General features: G+C 52.3%; 17 protein-coding genes and 2 pseudogenes. 6 read left to right on the plus strand and 13 right to left on the minus strand.

The window, feature by feature from the left end; genetic code table 11:
• Positions 1-5 precede the first annotated feature (5 nt).
• The 3 genes from M2108_RS11725 to M2108_RS11735 form a co-directional block, all read right to left on the minus strand.
• Complete coding sequence (locus M2108_RS11725) at positions 6-2063, minus strand: alkaline phosphatase family protein (RefSeq protein WP_277469528.1); 2058 nt, start codon at positions 2061-2063, stop codon at positions 6-8.
• A gap of 147 nt (positions 2064-2210) precedes the next feature.
• Complete coding sequence (locus tag M2108_RS11730) at positions 2211-2705, minus strand: MarR family winged helix-turn-helix transcriptional regulator (protein WP_277469529.1); 495 nt, start codon at positions 2703-2705, stop codon at positions 2211-2213.
• A gap of 36 nt (positions 2706-2741) precedes the next feature.
• Positions 2742-3173, minus strand: a complete 432-nt coding sequence (locus M2108_RS11735) for a MarR family winged helix-turn-helix transcriptional regulator (protein WP_277469530.1) — start codon at positions 3171-3173, stop codon at positions 2742-2744.
• Positions 3174-3310: 137 nt separating this feature from the next.
• On the opposite strand from M2108_RS11735, the gene M2108_RS11740 reads away from it, so the two are divergent.
• Positions 3311-3766, plus strand: coding sequence for a CBS domain-containing protein (locus M2108_RS11740; protein WP_277469531.1), 456 nt, complete (start codon positions 3311-3313; stop codon positions 3764-3766).
• Between the two features lie 96 nt (positions 3767-3862).
• Here the strand turns inward: M2108_RS11740 and M2108_RS11745 are convergent, their stop codons facing one another.
• Together M2108_RS11745 and M2108_RS11750 are read right to left on the minus strand one after the other, a co-directional pair.
• Positions 3863-8020 (minus strand): S-layer homology domain-containing protein, encoded by a 4158-nt coding sequence (locus tag M2108_RS11745; protein WP_277469532.1) that lies wholly within the window; start codon positions 8018-8020, stop codon positions 3863-3865.
• Between the two features lie 276 nt (positions 8021-8296).
• Complete coding sequence (locus M2108_RS11750; RefSeq protein WP_277469533.1) at positions 8297-9583, minus strand: Gfo/Idh/MocA family oxidoreductase; 1287 nt, start codon at positions 9581-9583, stop codon at positions 8297-8299.
• Between the two features lie 139 nt (positions 9584-9722).
• Here M2108_RS11750 and M2108_RS11755 point away from each other — a divergent pair, with 139 nt between their 5' ends.
• Complete coding sequence (locus M2108_RS11755; RefSeq protein WP_348537942.1) at positions 9723-10553, plus strand: helix-turn-helix domain-containing protein; 831 nt, start codon at positions 9723-9725, stop codon at positions 10551-10553.
• A 559-nt stretch (positions 10554-11112) separates the two neighbouring features.
• Here the strand turns inward: M2108_RS11755 and M2108_RS11760 are convergent.
• The 6 genes from M2108_RS11760 to M2108_RS11785 all read right to left on the minus strand — a co-directional run bounded on the left by M2108_RS11760 (position 11113) and on the right by M2108_RS11785 (position 18519).
• Entirely contained in the window at positions 11113-11967 is an 855-nt protein-coding gene (locus M2108_RS11760) for a carbohydrate ABC transporter permease (protein ID WP_221799219.1), read from the minus strand.
• Between the two features lie 3 nt (positions 11968-11970).
• Complete coding sequence (locus tag M2108_RS11765; RefSeq protein ID WP_277469534.1) at positions 11971-12942, minus strand: carbohydrate ABC transporter permease; 972 nt, start codon at positions 12940-12942, stop codon at positions 11971-11973.
• Between the two features lie 65 nt (positions 12943-13007).
• Positions 13008-14420, minus strand: coding sequence for an ABC transporter substrate-binding protein (locus M2108_RS11770; protein WP_277469535.1), 1413 nt, complete (start codon positions 14418-14420; stop codon positions 13008-13010).
• A 195-nt stretch (positions 14421-14615) separates the two neighbouring features.
• A complete protein-coding gene (locus M2108_RS11775; RefSeq protein ID WP_277469536.1) occupies positions 14616-15953 on the minus strand; it encodes an extracellular solute-binding protein in 1338 nt (445 codons plus the stop codon).
• Entirely contained in the window at positions 15953-16753 is an 801-nt protein-coding gene (locus M2108_RS11780; RefSeq protein ID WP_277469537.1) for a response regulator transcription factor, read from the minus strand. Before M2108_RS11780 ends, M2108_RS11775 begins: the two co-directional genes overlap by 1 nt.
• Complete coding sequence (locus M2108_RS11785; RefSeq protein WP_277469538.1) at positions 16750-18519, minus strand: sensor histidine kinase; 1770 nt, start codon at positions 18517-18519, stop codon at positions 16750-16752. The genes M2108_RS11780 and M2108_RS11785 overlap by 4 nt, the downstream gene beginning before the upstream one ends.
• Positions 18520-18681: 162 nt before the next feature.
• Between M2108_RS11785 and M2108_RS11790 the strand changes: the two are divergent.
• The 3 genes and pseudogenes from M2108_RS11790 to M2108_RS11800 form a co-directional block, all read left to right on the plus strand.
• Positions 18682-19062 (plus strand): annotated as a pseudogene (locus M2108_RS11790) (aldo/keto reductase); the annotation flags it as partial.
• A gap of 994 nt (positions 19063-20056) precedes the next feature.
• Positions 20057-20587, plus strand: a complete 531-nt coding sequence (locus M2108_RS11795; protein WP_277469539.1) for a hypothetical protein — start codon at positions 20057-20059, stop codon at positions 20585-20587.
• A gap of 236 nt (positions 20588-20823) precedes the next feature.
• Positions 20824-21678: an AraC family transcriptional regulator gene (locus tag M2108_RS11800; RefSeq protein ID WP_277469540.1), complete on the plus strand. Its 855-nt coding sequence runs from the start codon at positions 20824-20826 to the stop codon at positions 21676-21678.
• Positions 21679-21740: 62 nt separating this feature from the next.
• On the opposite strand, the gene M2108_RS11805 is transcribed toward M2108_RS11800, so the two are convergent.
• A complete protein-coding gene (locus M2108_RS11805) occupies positions 21741-21908 on the minus strand; it encodes a hypothetical protein (protein ID WP_277469541.1) in 168 nt (55 codons plus the stop codon).
• A gap of 94 nt (positions 21909-22002) precedes the next feature.
• Here M2108_RS11805 and M2108_RS11810 point away from each other — a divergent pair.
• Positions 22003-22206 (plus strand): annotated as a pseudogene (locus tag M2108_RS11810) (DMT family transporter); the annotation flags it as partial.
• A 195-nt stretch (positions 22207-22401) separates the two neighbouring features.
• Here the strand turns inward: M2108_RS11810 and M2108_RS11815 are convergent.
• Complete coding sequence (locus M2108_RS11815) at positions 22402-23361, minus strand: glycoside hydrolase family 43 protein (RefSeq protein WP_277469543.1); 960 nt, start codon at positions 23359-23361, stop codon at positions 22402-22404.
• Positions 23362-23371 lie beyond the last annotated feature (10 nt).

Genomic DNA, 23371 nt, shown 5'->3' on the forward strand with positions numbered 1-23371 from the left:
TGTGCTTAACTTCCTGCTCCTGCCGTAACAGGCTCAGCCGCAGGACCGGCAGCTCCGGACGCCCCGTCCGCTTCCCCGGACAGAATCTGATAGAGGATTCCGCCTTCAGCATCCTTAGGTACAGGTGAGCCGGTCAGATGGCAGATGGTGGGTACGATATCGACTACTTTGACCTTACGGCCGATGACCTCTCCGCTCTTCACTCCGGCTCCAAGAGCAATGAACAAAGCCTGCATGGAATAGCCCTGCAGCGTATGATTGCTGAGGCCGTTGCCGTGGCAGCGGGTGAAATCCGGCTCCAGAATGTAGAAGATGTCCCCGGAATTCTCGCCTCCCAGTCCTACAAGCTCCATATCATTGCGGTTCAAGGCAAAGCTGATCACCCGTCTGCCGGTTTTCGGATCGCGGTAGCTGTACAGGTCATCAATAATCTTCTGGACCGTATGGTCATAATCAGCAGGATCAACAATACCCTGCGGGTCGCGTCCTTTTAAATTAAGATAGATGAAGGTAGCGCGCTGGGCGACAGCAACCGTATTGCTCCAGTCAATCTCCAGGCTTCCCGCATTATCCTTCAGCCTGGTATACCCCAACTCGCCCATGATGCCGACGTTGATGCCCCACATGTCCCCGATCAGCGGGTGATCCGTATCAGGATTTTTGGCTACTCCTGCATGGTCTGACACGATGAACACCGCCGTCTCGCCGTCCAGACGATCCAGGAGTGCGCCGATGAAGCGGTCGCTGATTTCATATATTCTGTAAATAATCTCCTCATAACGCTTATAATCCGGTGACGCGGCAGACAGCGTATGATCGAGATAGAAATGGTTGAACATGTCGATCCCGTGCATATGGGTATAAAATAAATCCCACTCGTTGCCGTCCAGCAGGTAGTTGATTGCATCCACATGCCAGCCGTACATTTCCCCGATGGATTCGAGCAGCACCTGATCGGCTTGCGGATTCAGGCGGCTGTAGTTGGACGGCTGCAGCATCGGTCCGACCTTGCTGTACAGCTCTTCCCCGATACTCTGCGGGTGGAAATACTTCCCGGTCTTAAGATCCAATACATAAGACGAATAGAATTTGAAGCTGTTGCCTGATGGGTCCAGCTCCAATACGCGAATCTTGTAGGCAACCGGAATGCTGTTCCCGTCAATGGTATAGCTGTCATATATCCAGCCGCTCCACTCCCCTAGCACCGCTTCTCCAAGCGGGGCTTCCGCTGTTTTGGATGCATAGATTCCGATCCGGTTGTAGGTTACCCCGTCATCGGCTATGAGCAGTCCCCAGCGTCTGGCCTGGCCGTTATTTACCGGCACCGGGAATTCTCTCGCGCCTGCCGGGGCAGTGATCCAGCCCTCAGCCGGCTTGACCGGCGTCAGAATCTGATCCGCAGTAGGCGTATCGGCTGACAGCTCCCCGTCCTGTGTTGTAGTCACCAGCCCCGGCTGAGTATAACCGTAGCCCTCATAAGTCTCTTTACTCAGCTCTGCCTTCTGGGTCGTTTCCTCCCCTTCAAAACGGCAGTTGGCTCCTGTATTGTCAACCACATGCGGAATTTCAATGAACTCAAAGTCGCCGGTTCTGCCCTCGTAGAGCTTTTCATAGTCGATATACCCGCGGAGATTTGTGTATATGCTGGTTCCGTCTACATAGATCGCATCCTGCACCTGCGGAGGCCATGAGGTCGGATAGTTGAAGATGATACTCTTCTTGCCCGCTCTGGCATAAGCCTCCCAGATCGTCTCCGCCTTTAGGAGCCCGGAATCAAAGCCGTAATCCAGCACATCCAGCTCGTTGCCCAGCGTATGGTTCCAGAAGCAGGTAATCCCATGCGTGGCCGGATACGCTCCGGTGGCAATCGATGCCCAGTTCGGGGGAGTGATCGCGGGCAGCACACTCTGCATGCCCAAATCGCCTGCTGCCGCGCCTGCCTCGATCGCTCTCCGGAAATTGGGAAGCTTTCCTTCTGCCACATATCGCCGGATTACTGACGGGTCCGCCCCGTCAAGCCCCAGCAGCATTACCTTTTTCGCTGTACCCTTGCTGCCTGCCATGTCATTTCACTCCGTCCATCAATATTGTAGATATTCCAATGAGACAACTTGGAATTAATCTCTGAAGCCATTATAGACAGAGAGTCAGGCAAAAGTTAAATAGACGCTGCTTATACTGGTATAAGCGGCGTCTATCCCTTTTAATTCCTATGATGTTGTGCCTGCCGCGTACCGCTGCCTCACTTCCTCCACCACACTACGCAGCCGGTCACAGGTGGTGAGCAGCTGATCAACCTCTTCCCGGCCTACCTTCTCGACTATTTCATGCAGGATACCGGAGTAACGGGCCATCCGCTCCCGGAATACTTCCTGTCCCTCACCGGTGAGGCTAATATAAACGGCCCTGCGGTCTGTCTCGGACACCGCGCGTTCAATATACCCCTTGTCCTCCAGCGTGCTGATGGTCTGTGAGGCGGTTGGTCTGCTGATCTGCAGCAAATCACTTAACCGGGAAACCATAATGCCGCGGCACTCCGGCGAATCCGGCCGGGCCCCCTCCTTCTTCATCATCACATCGATCATGAACATCATCAGAAATTCACCGTAGGGAAGCGGACCATTCCAGTTCGTACGGTTCGTTAAACTTCTGATATTCTCAAATACCTTCAGCAGCTGCTCTTCCTGATGAATCTGGGAATCCATAAGATACCTCCGTGTATGGTATAGTCAGTCCGGCCGTTACATAACCCGAAATACAGCATCATTCAGCTTCTGCAGCAGCTGCCCCAGCTGTTCACGCTCCGCTTCACTAAAGTCCTGCAGCAGCTGTGCGAATTTGTCCCGGCGCACTTCCGTATCACTCTTCAGCGTCTCTGCTCCCAGCTCTGTCATCTGCAGCGTATACGCTCTGCCATCCTGCGGGTCGGGAACGCGGAACACATAACCCTTTTGCTCGAGGGCAGAAGCCTGCCGGCTGATGGTTGAAATGTCCAGATGAAATTCATCGGCCAGGGCCTTTACGCCGGCGGAGCCGTTCGATGCAATCTGATGAAGCAGCAGATAGGCCGAGTGATCAAGAATCCCGTACTTTTTGTAGGTGCTAATGGAGGTCAGCCGGCGGCTGAGAATGGTCATTTCCAGTTCAATTGCTTCTAGCGGGCTTCGTTCCATAATGTGCAGCAGCCTCTCTTTCCTGCATATCCGATATTTATTGACTTCAAATTCGTAGCTTGTATAATACAAGTATATAGTTTCATTATACAAGTTATTTCCGCAAAAGCTAGTCCATTCACAGTTGGGGGAACCTCATGAAAGCTCATGAAATCATGATCCGGCAGGTATACAAGGTGAAGGAATACGATACCGTGCGGACCTTTATCGAGAAGTGCCTGGAGCACCGGATCAGCGGCATGCCGGTCATCAACGACCGGAACGAGATTGTTGCCTATATCAGCGACGGGGATATCATGCGGTACATCGGAAAGCATGATGATCTGATCGTCGATTCTTTTTTTCAGATCAATGTAATTAAAGGCGACGAGGATGAATTCGAGGAGCGGACCCGGCGGCTGCTGAACCTCAACGTCATGACCATCGCCAAGAGGAAGGTGACCACGGTAGCCTGGGACGAGGATGTTGAACGGATCGCTGCAGTTCTGGGCAAAAAACAGATTAAAAAGGTTCCGGTTGAACGCAACCGTGTGCTTGTCGGCATCATCAGCCGCGGGGATGTCATCCGCCATTCCTTTAAAACCCTGTTATAAAGTCAGCAAAAAGCCTGTCTGAAGCCGTAAGCTACGGCATTCAGACAGGCTTGCTTTATTCTTTACAGCTTAATGCTTACTTGCCTGGCTATAATTCTAGTCGGCAAGAACCTCTTTACCGTTCTGGATCATGTACTTGTGATGTACCGCGGCTTCCTCAATGTCTGCATAAGCCCAGTGTGCTGCCGGAACATCAGAGAAGCTTGGACGGGTTACACCCGTAAGCGGCCCTCTTTCGAACAGACGGTTGATTACAGTTACTGCTTCTGCACGGCTTAATGTCTTGGCAGGGGCAAAGCTTCCGTCTGCAAAGCCGGTCATCAGCCCCGCAGCCTTCACTGCATCAATTGCTCCTGCAGCCCAGTGCTTGTTCACATCCGGGATAGCGGAAGCTGCTGCCCCGCTCTCATCAAAGGACAATGCCTTCAGACGCGCACTCAGAACCGCCATCTCGGCACGGGTTACCGCACGGTCCGGCTTAAAGCTGCCGTCCGGATCACCCTTCATCAGGCCGGCTGCTGCAACTGTGGAGATATACTCCGCAGCCCAGTGCTGGGCTGTTACATCTGTAAAGCCTGCTGCAGCTGCAGCAGTTGTCCCTAGGTTGCGAGCAAGAAGGGCTGCAAGCTCAGCCCGCGTTACTGCACGGCTAGGCTTGAAGGTACCATCCTCATACCCCTGGATATAAGAGGAATGCGAATAGGTTGCTTCTGTTGCCGTAGTCTGACTGTCCGAGATAACCCCTGGTACAACCGGCCCGGCTGGTGCAGGTGCACCGCTGCCCGGAAGCGAGGAGCTAGTTTCGACTACACTAAAGGTACTGAATTTGTTAATTACAAAGGAAATGCCTACTGGCTCTTTCAGCTCATTGTACACGACAGTTCCCGCCGAAAGCTCAATATCCCCGTCGCTGTGTACAATATATACAGCAAGACGGTTAAGGTCCAGTGCACCGTTGATACCATTCTTCACAAAAGGAATCATCAGCGTTGTTTCATAGCCGCTGTAATTCGTCTCGATCTCCAGCGGCTGGCCAAGCGCCTTCAGATTCTGTCCGCCAAAGGACGTTGGAACCGGAGGCGTTACTGCTGCCAGCGCTGATTGGCTGTGAACCGGTACAATCCGGAAATACAGATCCAGATTATCTTCCATCATGGACTGCAGCTCAGCTGCATTCAGCGTTACTGTTGAATAGTCACTCTGGATATTCAGCCTGAAGCCGTTTGCTCCCAGAAGGGCAAGTGTACTTGCCGGAACTTCAATTGCAATTTCATCAGCGGCATTCCCTGCCAGCTCATCGATGTATACAGTAGTTGTATTATTGTAGCCCGGTACAGAAGATGAAATGATCTCCTGTGCCTTGGCAGTATCGAATACTACCTTGTCAATTTTGGAGACTGTACCGTCTGCAGCCGTTACGTTAATCCGTTTTACCGGAACCTGGGCTGTTACATCCGACTGGTCCTTCACTTCCACATTGCGGATATTGCTGGTATCCTCAACCTTTGATGTTCCTTCTGCAGTTACAACCAGCAGGAAGGTGCGGATTTTCTCCTGTCCGTCCCGGCTGACTTTCGCGCTAAGCACTACAGATTCATCCTTGGTACCGCGGTTCACAGCAGCCTTGATGGTGCTGCCTGATGCTGCGGGAATTTCAATAACCTCCGGTTTGCTGGAAGTCCAGCTGATCTGTGTACCGTAGCTGCCGTTCGCTGCAAGGGTCAGGGCTGACAGTACATTCTCCCAGCTTTCACCGGCTGAATAGCTGATTTCAAGCAGCTTGGAGGCTTCATTTACAGCGTCTGCTGCGTTGATAGTTATAATTACACTAATCGGAGCACTTTCCGTTTTTTTGTTTTCTGTCAATGTAACGGAAATGCTGTCGCCCTCAGTCAGAGCAAGGCCGGTAAATTTCAGCGGACCTGCTGTATCTGTGTTATTTACAGCGCTGATCAGCAGCTTGTTATTTTTGTTGTAGATAGAAGCTGCCGCGCCTGCCGGCACCTGATTGACAATAACCGTGCTTTGAGTGGCACTGATATTAATATTTCCGGCCAGAGGCTGGACAGTCTGCTCATAAACGGCCTTAACCTCCACCTTGGCGCTTGCTGCTTTATTTACTTCAGTGTAGCTGACCTTTACAATCTGTCCCAGTACAAGGCCGTTCACTGCAAAATTAAAGTCAGCCGGAGCACCGGTATCATTATAAGTAGCACCCAGCACAGTTACAGCATCTTCTGCGTATACAGATACCGTAACACTTGCCGGAACGCCGCTTGCTGTAACTACGCCGGTCGTTGCATTGGCCGTCAAACTACCGGCTGCTGGCGCCACGGTCGGCTCATACGCTGCGGGAACTGCTGTCAGCGGACTTTGATCCTTGCCCGGCTCCTGTGAGCCGATTCTCACGATCTGGCCGTCTGCAAGTCCGGATGCAATTACGATATTTAAATCAGCCGGGCTTCCAGTCTCATTGGTAACTGTTCCGAGAACGGTAATACCATCTTCGCTATATACAGATACCACTGCGTTTGCAGGCACATTTTTTACAGTAACAGCAGATGAAGTAGCATTCGCGGAAATATCAGCCGCTGCAGGTGATGCTGTCACTTCATTTAGGGCTGTGATATCTGTAAGCTCGCTCTCAGCCAAATCAGGCTCAGTCAGACTCACCTTCAGGGCTTCCCCTGCACTTAATCCGGCTGTAATGACTACAGTAACATCGGCAGCTGCATCAGCAGTGTTCTTCGCGGTTCCGAGAACAGTCGTACCGTCTGCGGCATATACCGTAACTTCTGCACCAGCGGGAACATTTTTAAGAGTCACTGTGTCGGTAGTCGCATTAGCAGCAATATCAGCTGCCTGCGGTGCAGAGCTGCCTGCCGCTGCTTCACTGATACCACTGAGCAGAACTACACGATCCGGCTCGCCGTCCACCTTAAGGGTCAGCTTGCTGTTGGAGGTACCCGGACCCTGCGGTGAATACTGCACTTCAATTACACCGCCTTCACCCGGAGCAAGCTCGGAAGCAACGGTATTGCTGACAATGGAAAAGTCGCCGCTGACTGATACCTCATTGATTTTGAGCGCGGCATCCGAAGTGTTGGTTACTGTGACGGAGCCTTTCTTTTGCGCTGGATAATTAAAATACAGATTGGTGTTTGAGAGATACAGCTTGTAGCCGCTCAGCAGACCCTGGAACACTTTCAGATAGATCTTGCCGCTCTTCTCATACAAATAGAGAATGTCGCCATTCGTCGTATTGATTGCCGCATTAGCTACGTCTGTCGCTGCGACTTCAACCGCGGAGGAAAGGGTCGTGCCCAGATCCTGGCTGACGCTGAAAAATACAGAGGAGCCGTTGCTGAAGCCGGTCACGACATTGCCGTAGCTGTCTGCGCTAAGGGAACGTCCTTGTGAAGACTGGTTGTTTCCGCCTTGCAGCGTGGCAACCGTATTATCGCCGAGGTTCATGCGCTCCAGGTTTGAACCGGAACCGGCAACAAACAGATACTGGCCCTGGTTACCTGCCGATAATGCACCAACAGAGTAAAAGACCGAACGGTTAGGAATCACAGCCTTCTCAAAAGTTTGCCCATGGGTTTTGCTGACATAATACTTCAGTGATGGGTTATCCTTCTGAACAATCAAATCCCCTGTCTGAGGATCAACATGCAGGTCGGTAAAGGCATAATATTCATTAAATGCATACTTATTAAAGGTCGCCCCTTCATCACTGCTGTAAAAAAGGTCTGACCCTACCGTGTCCGTCACATAAATGTAGCTGCCGTCCACAGCCATATGTACAGCACTGCCCATAAAAGAGCCAATTGTGGCCGGAGCACCGAATGTTTTACCGCCGTCAGTGCTTTTCACCAGTACACCTATACCTGATTCCACTCCCACAACATACACCGTACCGGAGGAAGAAACCGCTATCTCCGGCTCATATTGGCCGGTTGCAGCGATAACACTCTTCTGGAAGGTCTTTCCGTTATCTGAGCTCTTGGCGACACGGATCTCAGTACCGCCGTTATATACGGCATAAATGGAACCATCCGGCGAAACCGCCAAATTTCTTGAGGTATTACCCGGTGCTATAGTCCAACTGGTAGAATCGGTATCACTGACCAGGACCTCACCATACGCGCTTGTATCCGCCGGGTCCGCATAGCCGATGCCTGCAAAAGAGCCTATACTCAAACTGACGGTAGTAACAATAGATAAGACCTTTGATAAAAACCGTTTTTTCATGCTGCTTACCTCCCAAGTTAAAATACGGTGGCTGACTAAGGTTCACTCCTGTAATCAACTACTTTGTACCTATATTTTTAATCCTGGAGTCATTGTAGCAGACCGCTCTGAACAAACTCTCAACAAATCTCGACATATTCACTATTTTCAAGGTCTTTTTTAACAATTTATCGTCAAACTATGATCATTCATCAACTTTTTCGACATAAAAAGACCGCCTGCATAATCGAGACGGTCTCAGGAAGGCTTATAGAGTTGTTTTGTGAATCAGATTCGTTACAGCTTGAGCAGCTGCTCCACCTTCACCGGCAGACCGGTGGCAATCGACTGGTTGGCGGCAATGCCGGTCAGAATCGACTGGGCACCGTCAATGTGCGAGGCAGCCCGGTTAAAGCGGTCATCCGCGGGACACTCGAAAATATCGCGCAACATTACAGGGTCACCGCCGCCATGTCCGCCTACGCCCTCCTCAATCTCCACCTCATACGGGGCTGCAAACTGCGGGAAGATGGTAATTCGCTTGTCTTTTACCGCACCCTCCTGATCCTTGCCGCCTCCGGCATTGACGTAGGATTGCTCCACAACCTTGACCTCCATCCGGCCTTTGGTGCCGTTAAATACAATATTGAAGCCTTCCCACGGCAGGTAGGCATTCAGGGAGTAGTTCATGATCGTCTTGTTCTTGTATTTGACCATAACGCCCATGGTGTCCTCAATGCTGATATTATCGCCAAAAACGCTCTGGTCGCGCAAATACCCGTCCTCGTGCTCAGTGTCCAGATACATCTTTTTCAGCTGCTCATTGTCCTTGAGATGCAGGGCGAACGGGTCATTCTCCGCCGCCTTGCTTCCGTGCACACGCTGGTAGAACCCGGTAACTCCGCGCTTCTCGGCATTTTCCCGCCCATAGAAACGCAGATCACCCATCGCAAATACGATATCCGGCTGCGAGCCGAGCCAGAAATTCATCAGGTCAAAGTGATGCGTCGATTTGTGGACCAGCAGCCCGCCGCTGTTGCGTTTGTCGCGGTGCCATCTGCGGAAATAATCTGCCCCGTGCTGCGTGTTGAGCAGCCATTCAAAGTTGACGGACAGCACCTCGCCGATTACCCCGTCCATCAGCAGCTCGCGGATTTTGGTGTTGTGCGGCGCATAGCGGTAGTTGAAGGTTACGCGCAGCTTTTTGCCGGTACGCTCTATGGCATCCAGAATCTCCTTGCATTTTTCCACATCCGTAGTCATCGGCTTCTCGGAAATGACATCGCAGCCCAGCTCCATGGCCCGGACAATATAACGGTGGTGCGTGCGGTCAACGCTGGTTACGATCACGGTATCCGGCTTCGTCTCTTCGATCATACGGTCGAATTCATGCGCCTTATACGCTGGAACAGCATGGTAATTGTATTTGTCGGTCAGCAGTGTATTCACGTAAGCCATTCTCGCCCCGTTGACATCACACAAGCCCACGATCTCCGCGGTCTCCCGGTAATTCGTTGTAATCTCCCCGTAAAAGAATTCGGCCCGGCCGCCCGTGCCTACAAAAGCATATTTCTTGCTTCCCACTGTTATCACTCCATCGCTATTGTTTTGAATGCGTTTACTACGTATATTGTATAGTATAAAATATATTCATTTCTAAACGGTTTTTGCTGAAAACAAGCTTTTTTATGCATATATTATCCTTAGCGTAGAGGTGAGCAAAGTGCAGGAGGAGAAGCAGGAATTTTTGTTTTGTGTGGAGCAGGTGAAAAGGGCCGGCGCCTTCAGCATGGACACCGACCATTTTCATGAGACCTATGAAATTTATTATCTGCTGGCAGGGGAGCGCAGCTACTACATCAACAATCTGGTCTATTCCCTGCGCAAAGGCGATCTGATCTTCATTAACCGCAATGAACTGCACCGGACGATGGCCAAGGGCACAGTACGCCATGAACGCATCCTGATCAACTTCCGCCGGGAATTTCTGCAGGAGATGCTTGGCGGCAATAGCCTTACGCTTCCCTTCTTCAGGGAGCAATGTCTGCTGCTGCGGCCGGATGCGCACGAACAGGGCACCATTGAGAACCTGCTGTTTGCGATGCTGAAGGAGCAGCAGGAGCCGCGGGGCCACCAGAGCCTCTATCTGCAGACACTGCTGATCCAGTTCCTGATTGAGATGAACCGCATTCGCGAAAGCGCACAGGCCGCAATCGCCCCAGCCAATGACGAGAAGCAGCGCAAGGTGTATGAGATTATTGAGTATCTGCAGGCCCGTTATAGCGGGACTATAACGCTAGAGGAGCTGTCGGAACAGTTCTACCTCAGTGTTCCGTACCTGTGCCGCCTGTTCAAGCAGACGACCGGCTTCACGATTATTGAGTATCTGAACACAATCCGTGTCCAGGAAGCGCAGCGGCGGCTGCGGGAGAGCAGCGACTCCGTCACCCGGATCGCCGAAGACACCGGCTTCGACAGCATCGCCCACTTCGGCCGCGTGTTCAAGGCAATCGCCAAGCGTTCGCCGCTGCAGTACAGGAAGCAGAACCGGTGACAGGATTGCGGGGTGGCCGGGATGTGAGGGTGCGGGGGTACTGCAGGTACTGCAGGTGCTGCAGGTGCTGCGGGTGCTGCGGGTACTGTGAGCGCTGCGGTTTCTGCAAGTGCTGCAGGTGCTCTGGACACTGCGGGGCTGCGGTGCTAGAGTGCTGAGTCGCTGCGGATGCTGCGGTGCACCGCGTCTGCTCAAGTTGCCGGATCGCGGCCTCGCCAATAGCAGCAACTAAGTGAAAAATCGTCATCTATTTTATCTGCTAATTACCGTGAGTGGGAGATTAGTTGGAAAAATGCTACTTAAATCTGCGGTTTTCGCCCTTAAATGGAACTACGGCCCGAAATAAGTGACGTTTTTCCACCTAATGATTAGAAATTACCGAATTTTTTGGAATTAGATTGCAAATATCCAACTAACCTCCGCGGGCGCCAAAAAGTCCTGTTGAAAACATTCAACAGGACTCAGCATCTCGCTCGGATACCAGTAAAACCAGACAAACCGGATTCCGCCGCACTCAGTACATTAAAGTTTTGTGAACGGGTTACGGACCCTCAACCGATTATTCCTTGACGCCTCCCAGCGCTACACCTGCGATGATATATCTGGATAACAGGAAGTACACCACAAACAGCGGCAGGGCCGTCAGCGCCAGGCCCATGTAAATCGAGCCAAATTCCATTTTATATATATCGCCGCGCAGCAGGCTCACCATAACCGGCATCGTATACTTTTCTTTCTGTGTCAACAGAATCAGCGGCATGAACAGGTTGTTCCAGTTCGCTACAAAGGCAAAGATCGCCTGTGTTGCTACTGCCGGCATCATCAGCGGCAGGATGATCCGGTTAAAGGTTTTGAATTCGCCGGACCCGTCGACACGCGCAGCTTCCACGATCTCCAGCGACAGCGTTGCAAGCAGATACTGGCGCATGAAGAACACCACCGCCGGTGCTGCAATCGCGGGCAGGATCAGCGGGAGAAAGCTGTTGGTCCAGTGGATCTTATACATAAACTGATAGAACCCAATCGCACTTGCCTGGGAAGGAATCATCATTACACACAAGATAAAGGTAAAGAACGGCTTGCGCAGCTTCCAATCATACGTTACCAGTCCATAGGCTGACAATGAGGAAAAGTACACGGTCAGGATGGTGGCTGAGCTGGAAATGATGAATGAATTCATAAATCCCTGTATGGGATCAAAGCTTTTATCCAGCAGCACTCTCAGATTGCTCATCAAGTGAGACGAAGGAAGCAGCGAGAGCCCGCTCTGTATTTCCGCTGTAGAGCGGGTAGCATTAACAAACATGATCCAGAACGGGAGGATACTGAGCACCGCCAAAAAGATGCAGACGATATAAATAATCGTTTTGTTGATTCTACGGGTAACGGTTTCACCTTTAGGACTCGGATTCATGCACTACACCTCCCTCGCAGCTGATGCTTTAGCAGCTTTTCTATATGTTTTCTCTGCTTTCTTCAATTTCTCGGCGTCGCGGTCGCGCATTAAATAGAACACCAGACTGGACAGTACAGCTGCAATGACAAACATGATCATGCTTGCCGCAGCAGCGCGGTTATACATATAGCTTCCCTTGAAGGCCTGCCCGTAGATGAACATCGACGTAGTCAGCGTAGAGTCATCCGGTCCGCCTGCCAGGAACAGCTGCGGGATATCGAACATCGTCAGACCGCCGATCATCGAGGTAATGAGCGTAAACAGCAGAATGGTCCGCAGACTCGGGAGTGTAATCCGGAAAAAGGTCTGGAAGCCGTTCGCACCGTCAATCGCCGCAGACTCGAAGAGGGCCGGGTTAATGCCCATAACGCCTGCGACCAGAATAATCATGGTGTTGCCGTACCACATCCAGAACTGGATGAACGCCACGATGCCGCGCGCTGTTGTCTTGTCCTGCAGGAAGAAGATTGGAGCATCAGACCAGCCCATCAATTCAAACAGGCTGTTCACGGGACCCATCGGATAGGCAAACAAAGAGCTGAACAATACGGCAATTGTACCCGCGGTGATGATATTGGGCATGTACAGCAGCACTTTAAATGCTCCTTGTCCCTTTATGTTGAGGCGCTTGTTCGTGAACCATGCCGTGAGCAAAAGCGCAAGAGCAATCTGAGGGATAAAGTTGACGATCCAGAGCAGTCCGGTGTTGATCAGGGATTTCCTGAAGGAAACGTTGTCGAACAGCAAATCCTTAAAGTTTTGAAAAGGGTTATCCAGTATATGAATCGGTTTGGGTATCAGCCCCTGCATATCTGTAAATCCGATGACTGCGGTGTAAAGAATGGGATATAACGAAAAAATCAGAAAGGCCAGGACAAACGGAAACGTGAAGATGTAGCCGAATTTTGCGTAATTCACACCTTTGCGGCGCATGATCTCACCCCTTGTTATATGAAGGGACGGGATAAGTTCCCGCCCCTTCCATTTCTCTTGTCTTCTTATTCGCTGTCGATGCCAAGCTGGTCCTTGACCTGCTGCTTGAACGTTTCGATCGCTTTTTCGCGGTCTTTGTTGCCTGCCGTATATTCGCGCACCTGGTCGCGCCACAGCTTGTTAATGGTTTCATCATACTGGGTCAGGTTCTTACCCGAAGCGTTGGCGTTGGCCGGTACAAACACGTCGAACATGTTCTGGCCGCCGAGCAACGGCACTTCACCGTTGGATTTCGCCATTACCACAGAGGAGGCAACGCTGTCCTTGGTACCCTGTTCGCCCTCTTTCATCGTTCCGTTAGCCCAGTAATATTGCAAGCCGGTTTCGGAGGTATCAAGTGTCACCCATTTGATAAAGTCCGCAGCGGCTTGTTTCTTGGCATCGTTCTTGGTCACTTCCTGGTTAGCAAGCAGCCAGGTGCCTCCCCAGAAGAAGCCTGTCGGTGATTCGGTAACGGCCCAGTCGCCATTTGTGTCTTTGACCTGTTGGCTCATTGTATAGTTGATCAGCCAGGCTGGACCGAAGAAACCGAAGATGGGCTGGGCGCCGGCGCCGGACATATCCGCGAACCAGGCTTCTGTCCAGTCTGTTGTATCGTTGTGGTAGCCATTGTCCTTCAGCTTTTTGGAGAGATCAAGGAACTCTTCACGCTTGGGATCGATATGCAGCTTGCCGTCGACAATCCAGCCTTGTTCCGAGCTGTTCTCGATGGCGTGCCAGATATCCCCGTCACCGGAAACGATGCCGTAGCCTTTGGCCTTCAGCTTCGCAGCGGCTTCATAGAACTTCTCCCAGCCGGGTCCGACTTCATTTTTGATGGTAGCCGGATCATCGGTTCCAAATACATCCTTGGCAATCGAGCGACGGTAGATAAACGCTCCGCCTGTCGCCTGGTAGCCGAGGCCCTTCAGCTGGCCATCCTTGCTGCCGATATCAACCGAATATTGGGCGATGCCCGCATCCTTAACCATTTGATCGTCAAGTCCGAGGTCCGCATAGTTAGCCGCATAGCTGGAAGCGTCACCTTGTGTATATTTGAGGACGAACGCCGCTTCAGCTGCAAAAATATCCGGTGCATCCTTTCCGCCGGCCGCCAGTGCCTGGTCAAGTGCAGGCTGGTATGCGCCGTCGGTCGTTGCAATCACCGTCGTTTTGAATTCCACATTGGCATCGGGATGAGTCTCCAGGTACTTTTTAGTCATGTTCGGAATCTCGTCGGTGAAGCTCCAGAGATTGATCGTCACCTTTTCCCCGCCACCTTTGGCCGGAGCCTCGGATGCAGCAGCCGATGCTGCCGGACTTGCTTCAGAGCCGGAAGAGTTCGAGCCGGAATTAGAGTTGCCGCCGCACGCTGCAAGTGCAGTTGACATCACCAGCAGTGCAGAAATCCCTGTAAACACACGTTTCAACCTTTTCATACTTTGCCTCCCCTTTTTGTTTGAGCCTGCGGTTTATGTAACCGCATACATGATTATATAGCTGATTATGCTTCCCCGTAAGGAACCTGTGATTGGGAAAACTTCCACTATTTTTGGATTCCGCTGCCTGATGGACGCGAAAAGACATCAGGGGAACATCCCTGATGTCTTTCATTGTCCGTACTATTCGTTTTGCTAATTATCCGCTTTCAGCGCCTCATCCTGCTCCCTGATGAACTCCTCAGGTGTTACCGCTTTACCGAACAAAGCCTGGACCTGGTTAATGTGTACACCCGAAGCGCCGGGCTTCATTTGGGTATCCAGATAAAGCGTTACTTTGCGGGCTTTACCCAGTTCATCCAGCAGGTCAATGAACAGCCACGGCAGCCTGATGGACGCCGTATCTACTTTGGTAGCGGGGATGACACCCGCATCCACAACCGAATGCTCGCCCCATTTTTCAACGAAAAAGCTGACAAAATGCTTCGCCTCCGCAGGATGCTCCGAATTCCGGGATACAAATAAACCGGTGCCCGGTCCGCCGACCCAGTCATCCACATTCCCTTTGCCGCCAGCTATGGCCGGAAACTTGAAGTATCCAATGTTGTCCTTGAACTCCTGCGGGATGCCTGCAGTAGTCGTATAGTCCGGCAGCTCCCAGGTCCCTGTAACGAACATGGCCGCTGCCCCGTTCAGAAACTGGACTTTGGCTTCATCATTGGATAATCCGTTGTAGCCTTTTACGAAGGTGCCCAGGTCAACCAGCTCCTGCACTGCTTTGGCGGCTTCAAGGAGCGCAGGGTCCGTAAAGTCCTGATCTGCTACAGCTTTATCCAGCAGATCAGGCCCGCCGATCCGGTCAGCCAGATACATGTACCAGAAGGAGGACGACCAGCCTTCCTTGCCGCCGAGGGTAACCGGAGTAACTCCGTTATAATCCAAAATGCGGATAATCGTCTTCAGCTCATCCAGCGTCCGGGGAATCCGCAAACTGTATTTTGCAAAAATTTCTTTGTTATAGTAGACCGGAACAATGTTCAGTTCAACAGGAAGAGCATACGTTTTCCCGCCAAAGGAATAGGCTTCCGTCGTGCCTGCTACGAACTTGCCGTTCAGCTCCGTCTGTAAAAGATCGTCCAGCGCTGCAAATTTGTTGCCCTTAACATAAGGGTCCATCGACCCGGCTGCCCAGGTGAATCCGATGTCCGGCAGATCATTGGAAGCGGCCAGCACTGTGAGCTTGCTTTTGTACTGCTCGGTCTCCAGTGCCTCCGTCTTAACGGTAATGTTCGGATTGGCCTTTTCAAACTCGCTGATAATATCCTTTACCATTTTGTTCTGCGCTGAATTGCTGCTGTCCGGCCATGAATGCATCATTTTGAGGGTGATTTTTTCACTGCCGCCCTCGGTGCTGTTCCCCTTGTTCCTGTCGTTATTGTCGCAGGCAGCCGCTGTCAGCAGCAGGGCCAGGAGCAGGGCACAATATAATCCGATTTTGTTCGTGGGTATCCCTCCCCTGCGGATTCTGATCATTAACGGACTTCCGCTTTCGTCTCGTTCCTCATGGACCGGTACTGCCCCGGACTCATTCCTTCATGCTCTTTGAACAGCTTATTGAAATACTTTACCGCCTGATAGCCTGTACGGCTGGCAATTTCCGCTATCGGCAGATTGGTTTTGAGCAGCAGTTCCTTCGCCTTCTGCAATTTTCTGCGGGCGACGTATTCGCTGAAATTCATCTGGCACTGCTCTTTAAAAAGCGCGCTGAAATAACTGCCGTTCAGATGCACATGCCCGGCGACCTCCTGCAGGCTGATTGCCTCCTCTAGATGCATTTCCACGAATTGAATCGCCTGGCGGACCGGATCGCTTAATGCGGCTTCCTCATTCCTGACTTCCAGCAGCTGCGGGTCGGCCATCTTCCGCATGAAGAGGAGACGCTCGCGCTCCTCGCCCGCCTTCAGGGCTTTTTCCACCGATTCCACCAGCTTATCCCTGCTGACAGGCTTCAGCAGATAGTCCACAACAGACAGATGAATGGCCTGCTGGGCATATTCGAACTGGGCGTAACCGGAAATAAGAATGACGGACGGCTGGGAACGGATGCCTTTTTCCCGTAATTGGCTGACCAGGGCAAGACCGGTGATTTCCGGCATGCGGATATCGGTTATCATCAGCTCGACCGGAATCTGCTCGAGAATCTGCAGCGCGTCCACTCCATTGCTTGCGGTGAGCACCTCAAATTGGCCGGCAGACCACACCCCCAGCATCTTCTTTAAGCCTTCTCTTGATTTCGGTTCATCATCGACGATAAGAATCGTTCGGCTCCTCATGGCATTGTGCCTCCTTGGACAGGTATTTCGATGCTGACGGTGGTGCCTTGGCCCTTCCGGCTGTCGATATGCATAACTGCAGCATGTTCCCCCGTTCCCGGAAAAAACAGACGAAGCCGCTTCTGCACATTGGCGATTCCGACCCCGGAAGCCTTGGAGGATGTTACCCTGCCGCTGTCCAGCTCTTCCATAAGGGAGGACAGCTTCTCCTCATCCATACCTATGCCGTCGTCCTCCACAGTAATGACAATCCGCTCTCCCTCGCGGACAGCCGTCAGCTTGACCCTCCCGGGCTCAATCCTGCTCTCCACGCCATGCAGGACAGCATTCTCCACCAGCGGCTGCAGCAGCAGCCGGGGCAGCTCGGCATCCTGCGCTTCGGGGGAAGCCTCGATTTCCCATTCCAGCCGTTCCTCAAACCGCACCTTCATGATATACAGGTACTTGCCTATATGCTCCAGTTCATCGCGGAGTCTCACCCAGCCCTCTTCACTCTGACCGGTAATCGTATAGCGGAATAAATCAGACATGGCGACAACATAACCTGCCAGCTCGTCTTCATCCTTATCGAGCAGCGACCAGTACAGCACATCCAGTGTATTGAACAAAAAATGCGGATTGATCTGGGCCTGAAGCGCTTTCAGCTCCGTGTGGCTCCGGGACAGCTCCTTCTCATAAACCAGCTGGATCAGCTCATTGATGTTATCCACCATTTTATTATAGGAATAATTCAGCTCCTGAATTTCCATAGTGGATGATGCCTTCTCGGTGGTTCTCAGAACGCCGAGCCGGGTGCTTCTCATCGCTTTAATCAGCCTGAATACAGGGCGGGTAATGAGCGTGGACAAGAAAAAAGAAAGCACAGTAAACAGTACAGTGCCGATGATCGCTGATACAACGATTGTCGTCCGCAGGACTGAAATCCCTTGAGTAATAACATTAACCGGTGTTAGGATAAGCAGCGTCCATCCGGTTACCGCGGATCTCTGTGTCACAACGACAAAGGAACGGTTGCCGATTGCTGCAGTCTTATCCCCCGACTTCCCGGCAAGCAGGGCCGCTGTTTCCTGCGAAATCGTATCGTCGTTTGAGGTGATGAGCCGGCTGTCGGAATCGAGCAGCAGGATCGTCTCTTTCTCCCCCTCCCCGGACAGGGAGCCTTCCAGCGCAAACTTGCTGCGGTCTGAGCGGATAAGCAAGTATCCGCCAGTTGTGAAATACCGGTCAATCAGGCTGATCTGACGGATCGCCAGCAGTGAGGTGGGATCAAGCGGATCAATCCCGTACCAGACCAGGCTTCCCTCCTTTTGGGTCGCCAGCTCAATCAGATTCCCTGGCACCTTCCCTTTCAGGCTGTTGCCGTCGAGCGGGTATAGCCTCGTTCCGTCTTTATTGTACAGCTCAACAGATTTGATATCGTCCGTGTATAACTGGACCAGGTTGATAATGGGCGGCAGTGCCTGCCGTTCCGCAAAGGTTGGCGGCTGCCCCTCCAAATCCCGCAGCAGCAGCTGCTGGATATACTCATTGGTGGATACCAGTGTCGTCAGAGAATTGATCTGTTCCAGAATGCCTTCCAGACGGCCGTTAGCCTGAACTGCGGTTTGCTGAATATGCTTTTCGGCGTTGTTTTTGAGCAGCGTCGAAACCGAATGAAACGTGAGATAGCCGACGAATGTGAGGATCAGGAGCATAACGGCTAGAAAACCGAGCAGCATCTGATTCCTCAGCGTATTTAACTTTAATCTTGTTTGCAGCCACCGCACGCGGCCTCTTCCTCCCCTTGTCACAAGGCCATACCATGGCGGCCTGAAATAAAGTAAGGGCTTTCAACCAACCCTGACTGCATTATATTAGCACGCCTGCGGACGACCGGGAACCCCTCATATTAGTGGGATTTATTCTGAGATAACAATGTCCGGAATGGCGGCATGGTTAAGGTCGTCTTCTCCCCGCTGGCCCAGGGCATCCTGACCGGCAAATACAAGCCGGGCCAGCAAGCCCCGGCAGGCACCCGCGGCGCCGATGACTCGGTCAACGGCGTCATCCGCAGCTACCTGCGCGACGAAGTGCTGGGCATGGTCGCCCAGCTCGACGAAGTCGCCGCCGGCCTCGGCGTGAAGCTCTCGCAGCTCGCGCTGGCCTGGGTGCTCCGCCAGCCGGGCGTCAGCTCCGCGCTGATCGCCGCAAGCAAGCCTGCGCAGGTTCAGGAGAACGCGCAGGCCGTGGACATCGTCCTCCAGCCGGACACGCTGGAGACGATCGACCGCATTCTGAGCCAGGTGGCGAGTTTTGCACCGGCGAGGTAAGGAGCCGGATACAACAAGCAGAGCAGCGGTTCCTGCGGGGACCGCTGCTCTGCTTGTTTGGCATTGGCCCGGCGGCGCATCCCGGGACGGGCGTTCGCATGCCGTCGGCTGGTCGGCTCAAGCAGCTAGCAGACGGTTCCACCGAATAGCAGCCCGGCCGAACCGCCCCCCAAGGCTGAGTCCAGTTTGATTGGGAGCAGCCTGCTTGGATCAAGGCGGCTTTTTGGCTCGTTCAGTGAAGTCCCGCTTCTCCGCGCTTGGCTATCCGGCTGCTTGCTGCCGTTGTTACTTCCCTCTGCATCACACTGCCTGACCTCCGTTTGGCCTAACGGACTCAAGAGGCGTTATTTGCTGTTTTCAGCGCGTATTTACCTGCTAACGGACTCAGATGAGCTTATCTCCGCTACATACGCCTGTTTTGCCGCGATTAGCTCAGAATAACGCCGCTGGTGTCCGTTAGATTCAGCGAAACCTAATAATTCCGCAAATAACGTCCGCACAGTCCGTTAGCCCTACAAGTTACCATACCAACCTGCCGCCGCTAGCAATACTCAACCCCGTTCTTCCTCCACCTGTGTGCCCTCATACCACTTATCCTCCCCTTGCCTCCGCACTCCGCACCCGGCAAGCCGCACTCCCCCTCTCTTTCCATACGAGAGAGCAGCCCCCGCCGCTCTCGTCTCCACCCATTCCCGCGAACACCGCTGCGCACATTGCACAGTTCTGCTTAAGGTCCCCCACTTTACCTGCTCTTCGTTCGCAATTTATCCGCGTAATCCGCCCATTTCCCAGACACCTAACGATCTCATCCAGGATATTCTAATATGCTCTGGAGGAAACTTTCGGCAAATGGCCTCTGTCCCAAAAATAATTGCAACATTTTCGGCAAATCAACGTTAATAACAGTACATCCCCCGTTTGAACAATGGAGCGGCGGGTAAAGAAAGAGTATGGGCGATTTACCGGATCACATTTTGCCAAGGGGGAAACTGAGATGTTAATCAACAAACCGAAAGTTTTACTGCCTGTGCTGGTCCTGCTGTTCCTTTCCCTCATTACGACGGCAAGCACGGCAGGTACGAGAGTAGAAGCGCAGAGCGGCGCTCAGACAGAGCACCTGACAGTATATATCCACGAACTGCAAAAGAATGCAGACGGCAGCCTGAAGCTGACAGCAGACCCGATTGAATGGTATGAGGGTGCTGAAGCGGACCGTATTTTTGCTCAGCGTGAGCCGGAAGCTGCTGCAGAAATCGGCGGAACGCCGGACGGCTACTATATCGTGAATGACAGTGAGACGCTCAGTACTTATCCGGTAGCCGCCAACGCGGCGGTGACGATGCAAATCTTCGACCACACCGGCAATATCGAAGATCTTGACATCAACTGGAACGAGAGCATTACACTCCAGAGGTTCTCTGAGGAGTTTGCTAAAACGGAGGTGTTCGACCTTAGCGGGTCTCCGTATCACCTCACTATCGAGAACGGCGTCATCACTTCCATTGTCCAGCAGTACACTCCATAATCACACAACTGTGCAAGCAGAGACAGAGGCTATCCTGCAGTAGATTTATCTACTTCATGGATAGTCTCTTTTTTGACGGAACGTTTGCAGGGATTACTTGATTCTGATGGGTGAGCCGCCTTGGGAGAGGTGTAAAAAGGTTATCTTTTTCCCTAAGGAAGAACTTTACTTTAACTGTTCTTTCCCCAATACTAGGAGTAACAAGTGTATTAACGTTAGATAAAGGAGATCTATGCATGGTTGCTTTTGAGCTGAACGTGGATACGCCGGTTCATTTGGAGATGACAGGCAAATTTGTCGCCCCCTCCAGCGACTGGATTCATCTGAGCCGGATTTTGCAGGATTATGAGCTGATCGTAATGACGGAGGGCATACTCTATCTGGCGGGTGACGATACCCGTTATACCCTTTCCAAAGGCGAGTATCTGCTGCTCCCTCCCTACACCAGGCAGTACGGCTACCAAGCCTCCGGCTGCAGCTTTTACTGGCTTCACTTCAAGACGTCCGCGGGTCTCAGCGTTACAAACAGCACGGGCCATATAGCGGATACAACAGATAACCGGCTGCTGCTCCCGCAATGCGGCACTGTAAAAAGCCTGGAGAAAATCATCGTCATGATGAAGCAGCTTCAGGATTCCGTCAGAGCCTACAACCAGAAGACGCTCAACAACTATATGACCACGGTCATTTTGTGCGAGCTGTACAATCAGGTGTTCCAGAGTGAGCTTAACCCGGTCAGGAAGACCAAGCAGGAGCAGCTCTACAACGATATTGTGGACTACATCAAATGGAGCCGCAGCGAGCATATCAAGGTCACGCAGATCGCCGCCTATTTTGGCTATAACGAAAAATACCTGTCTCATCTTTTCACGAAAATTTCCGGCATCCCGCTCAAGCAGTACATCCTGCAGCAAAAGATGGAGCTTGCAAAGTTTCTCCTCTCCGACACTAACCAGAATATCAGCGAGGTCTCGCTCCAGCTCGGCTATAAGGACTGTCACAATTTCATGAAATCGTTCAAAAAAATCGTCGGCCTCACACCCACAGAATTCCGCAATGCGTACGCCAAGCGGCTGTTGTTCTATGAGTAAGCGCTCTGGACATACACAAAAGAGCCACACTCAATAAACCAGGCTGGCTCTCTTGTCGGAAACTATGAGGTCAGTCTGGCAAACGCAACAAGCGTCCCTTTATCACAGGAGACAAACCCGTTCTTCTCGTAAAAACCTCTGACATCCGGTGCATCATCGGTGGACGGCTGCATACTGCTCCAAAATACGCTGCATGAGCTGAGTGGCAATTCCCCGGTTACGGCAACCATTTTTACTCCTCCGCAAAATTTGCGTTATCGAACCAAATACCCCAGCTTTCTCCCCCCTCCAGCCGGTATGCCTGTTATCCCTAGAATTATCACCGGCATTGTGCTGAGCTTCGCCTGTCTAAGCCTTGCTATGAGAGACCTGCCTATGGGGACGGCTTATGCCATCTGGACCGGAATCGGTACGGTCGGCGGTGTGCTGGTCGGGATGTTCTTCTTCGGGGAATCCAAAGAGTGGCGCCGCGTTCTGTTCATCGGGATGGTGCTGGCCGCTGCCGTAGGACTTAAGCAGATTTCGTAAGGCGGGCGGGCTGAAGACGGATAAAAGTTAACTAATATGAATGAAAAAACAGCAGCAGTTTATGGACAAAAAAACAATGTCCATAACTGCCGCTGTTGTGATTCAAGGGCATTTGTGCCCTTCATTTCGGCGATTTGGCTGCGCCGGCCGGATTCAAGGGCATTTGTGGCCTTCGCCACACCCGGCTAAGGCCTGTTACTTATTATCCGGCAGCGGCACGCCGAAGTCCGGTGTGCCGTCTTCTTTCCAGCCTATTACCTTGGCGCGGGTGTGGCGGTTCGGATCATACAGCGGATCGCCTGTAATCTCCTTGTAGCTGCGTGCATGGTAGATCAGCACATCCTCCCCGTTCTCGTTAACGGTGAAGCTGTTATGGCCCGGACCGAACTGGCCGTTCTCTTCGCTGGTCTTGAACACCGGCTCCGGGTGCTTGCTCCACGAGGCTGCGTCCAGCAGATCGCTGTCCTCATCTGCAGTAAGCAGTCCCAGGCAGTAGTTGTAGTCGGTGGCACTGGCCGAGAAGCTCATGAAAATCTTTCCGCCGCGTTTCAGCACGGCCGCACCTTCATTCACGCTGAAGCCGATTTTTTCCCAATCGTATTCCGGCCGGGCAATCATCGTCTGCTTCCCGGTCAGGGTCCAAGGATTGCTCATCTCCGAGATATACAGATTGGAATTTCCCGGAATGTCCGGGTCCTTCTGGGCCCATACATAATAGAGAACCCCTTTATGCTGGAAGGTCGTCGCATCCAGGGCAAAGGATTCCCAGGCCGTCTTGACCTGGCCCTTCTCCACCCAGCTGCCTTCCAGCGGATTCGGCGATTCGTTCTCCAGCACATACATCCGGTGGTCGAACAGCCCGTCCTTTGTTTCCGTTGTACGCGCGGCAGCAAAATAGATATACCATTTGCCCTGCAGATAATGGATTTCCGGCGCCCAGATGTTAGCGCTGAGCGGCCCAGTGTCATATTTGCGCCAGACCACGACAGGTACCGCTTCTGCAAGGTCTTCAATTGCTGCGGCTCTGCGTACTTCGATCCGGTCATATTCCGGTACGGAAGCGGTAAAGTAGTAATATCCGTCTGTATGCTTGTACACCCAGGGATCAGCGCGCTGCTCCACAAGCGGGTTGCTATACTCTTTGCCAGTACTCATATCAGTTTCT

This window comes from Paenibacillus sp. PastM-3 (genome assembly GCF_029893965.1).
Classification (GTDB): domain Bacteria; phylum Bacillota; class Bacilli; order Paenibacillales; family Paenibacillaceae; genus Paenibacillus_AQ.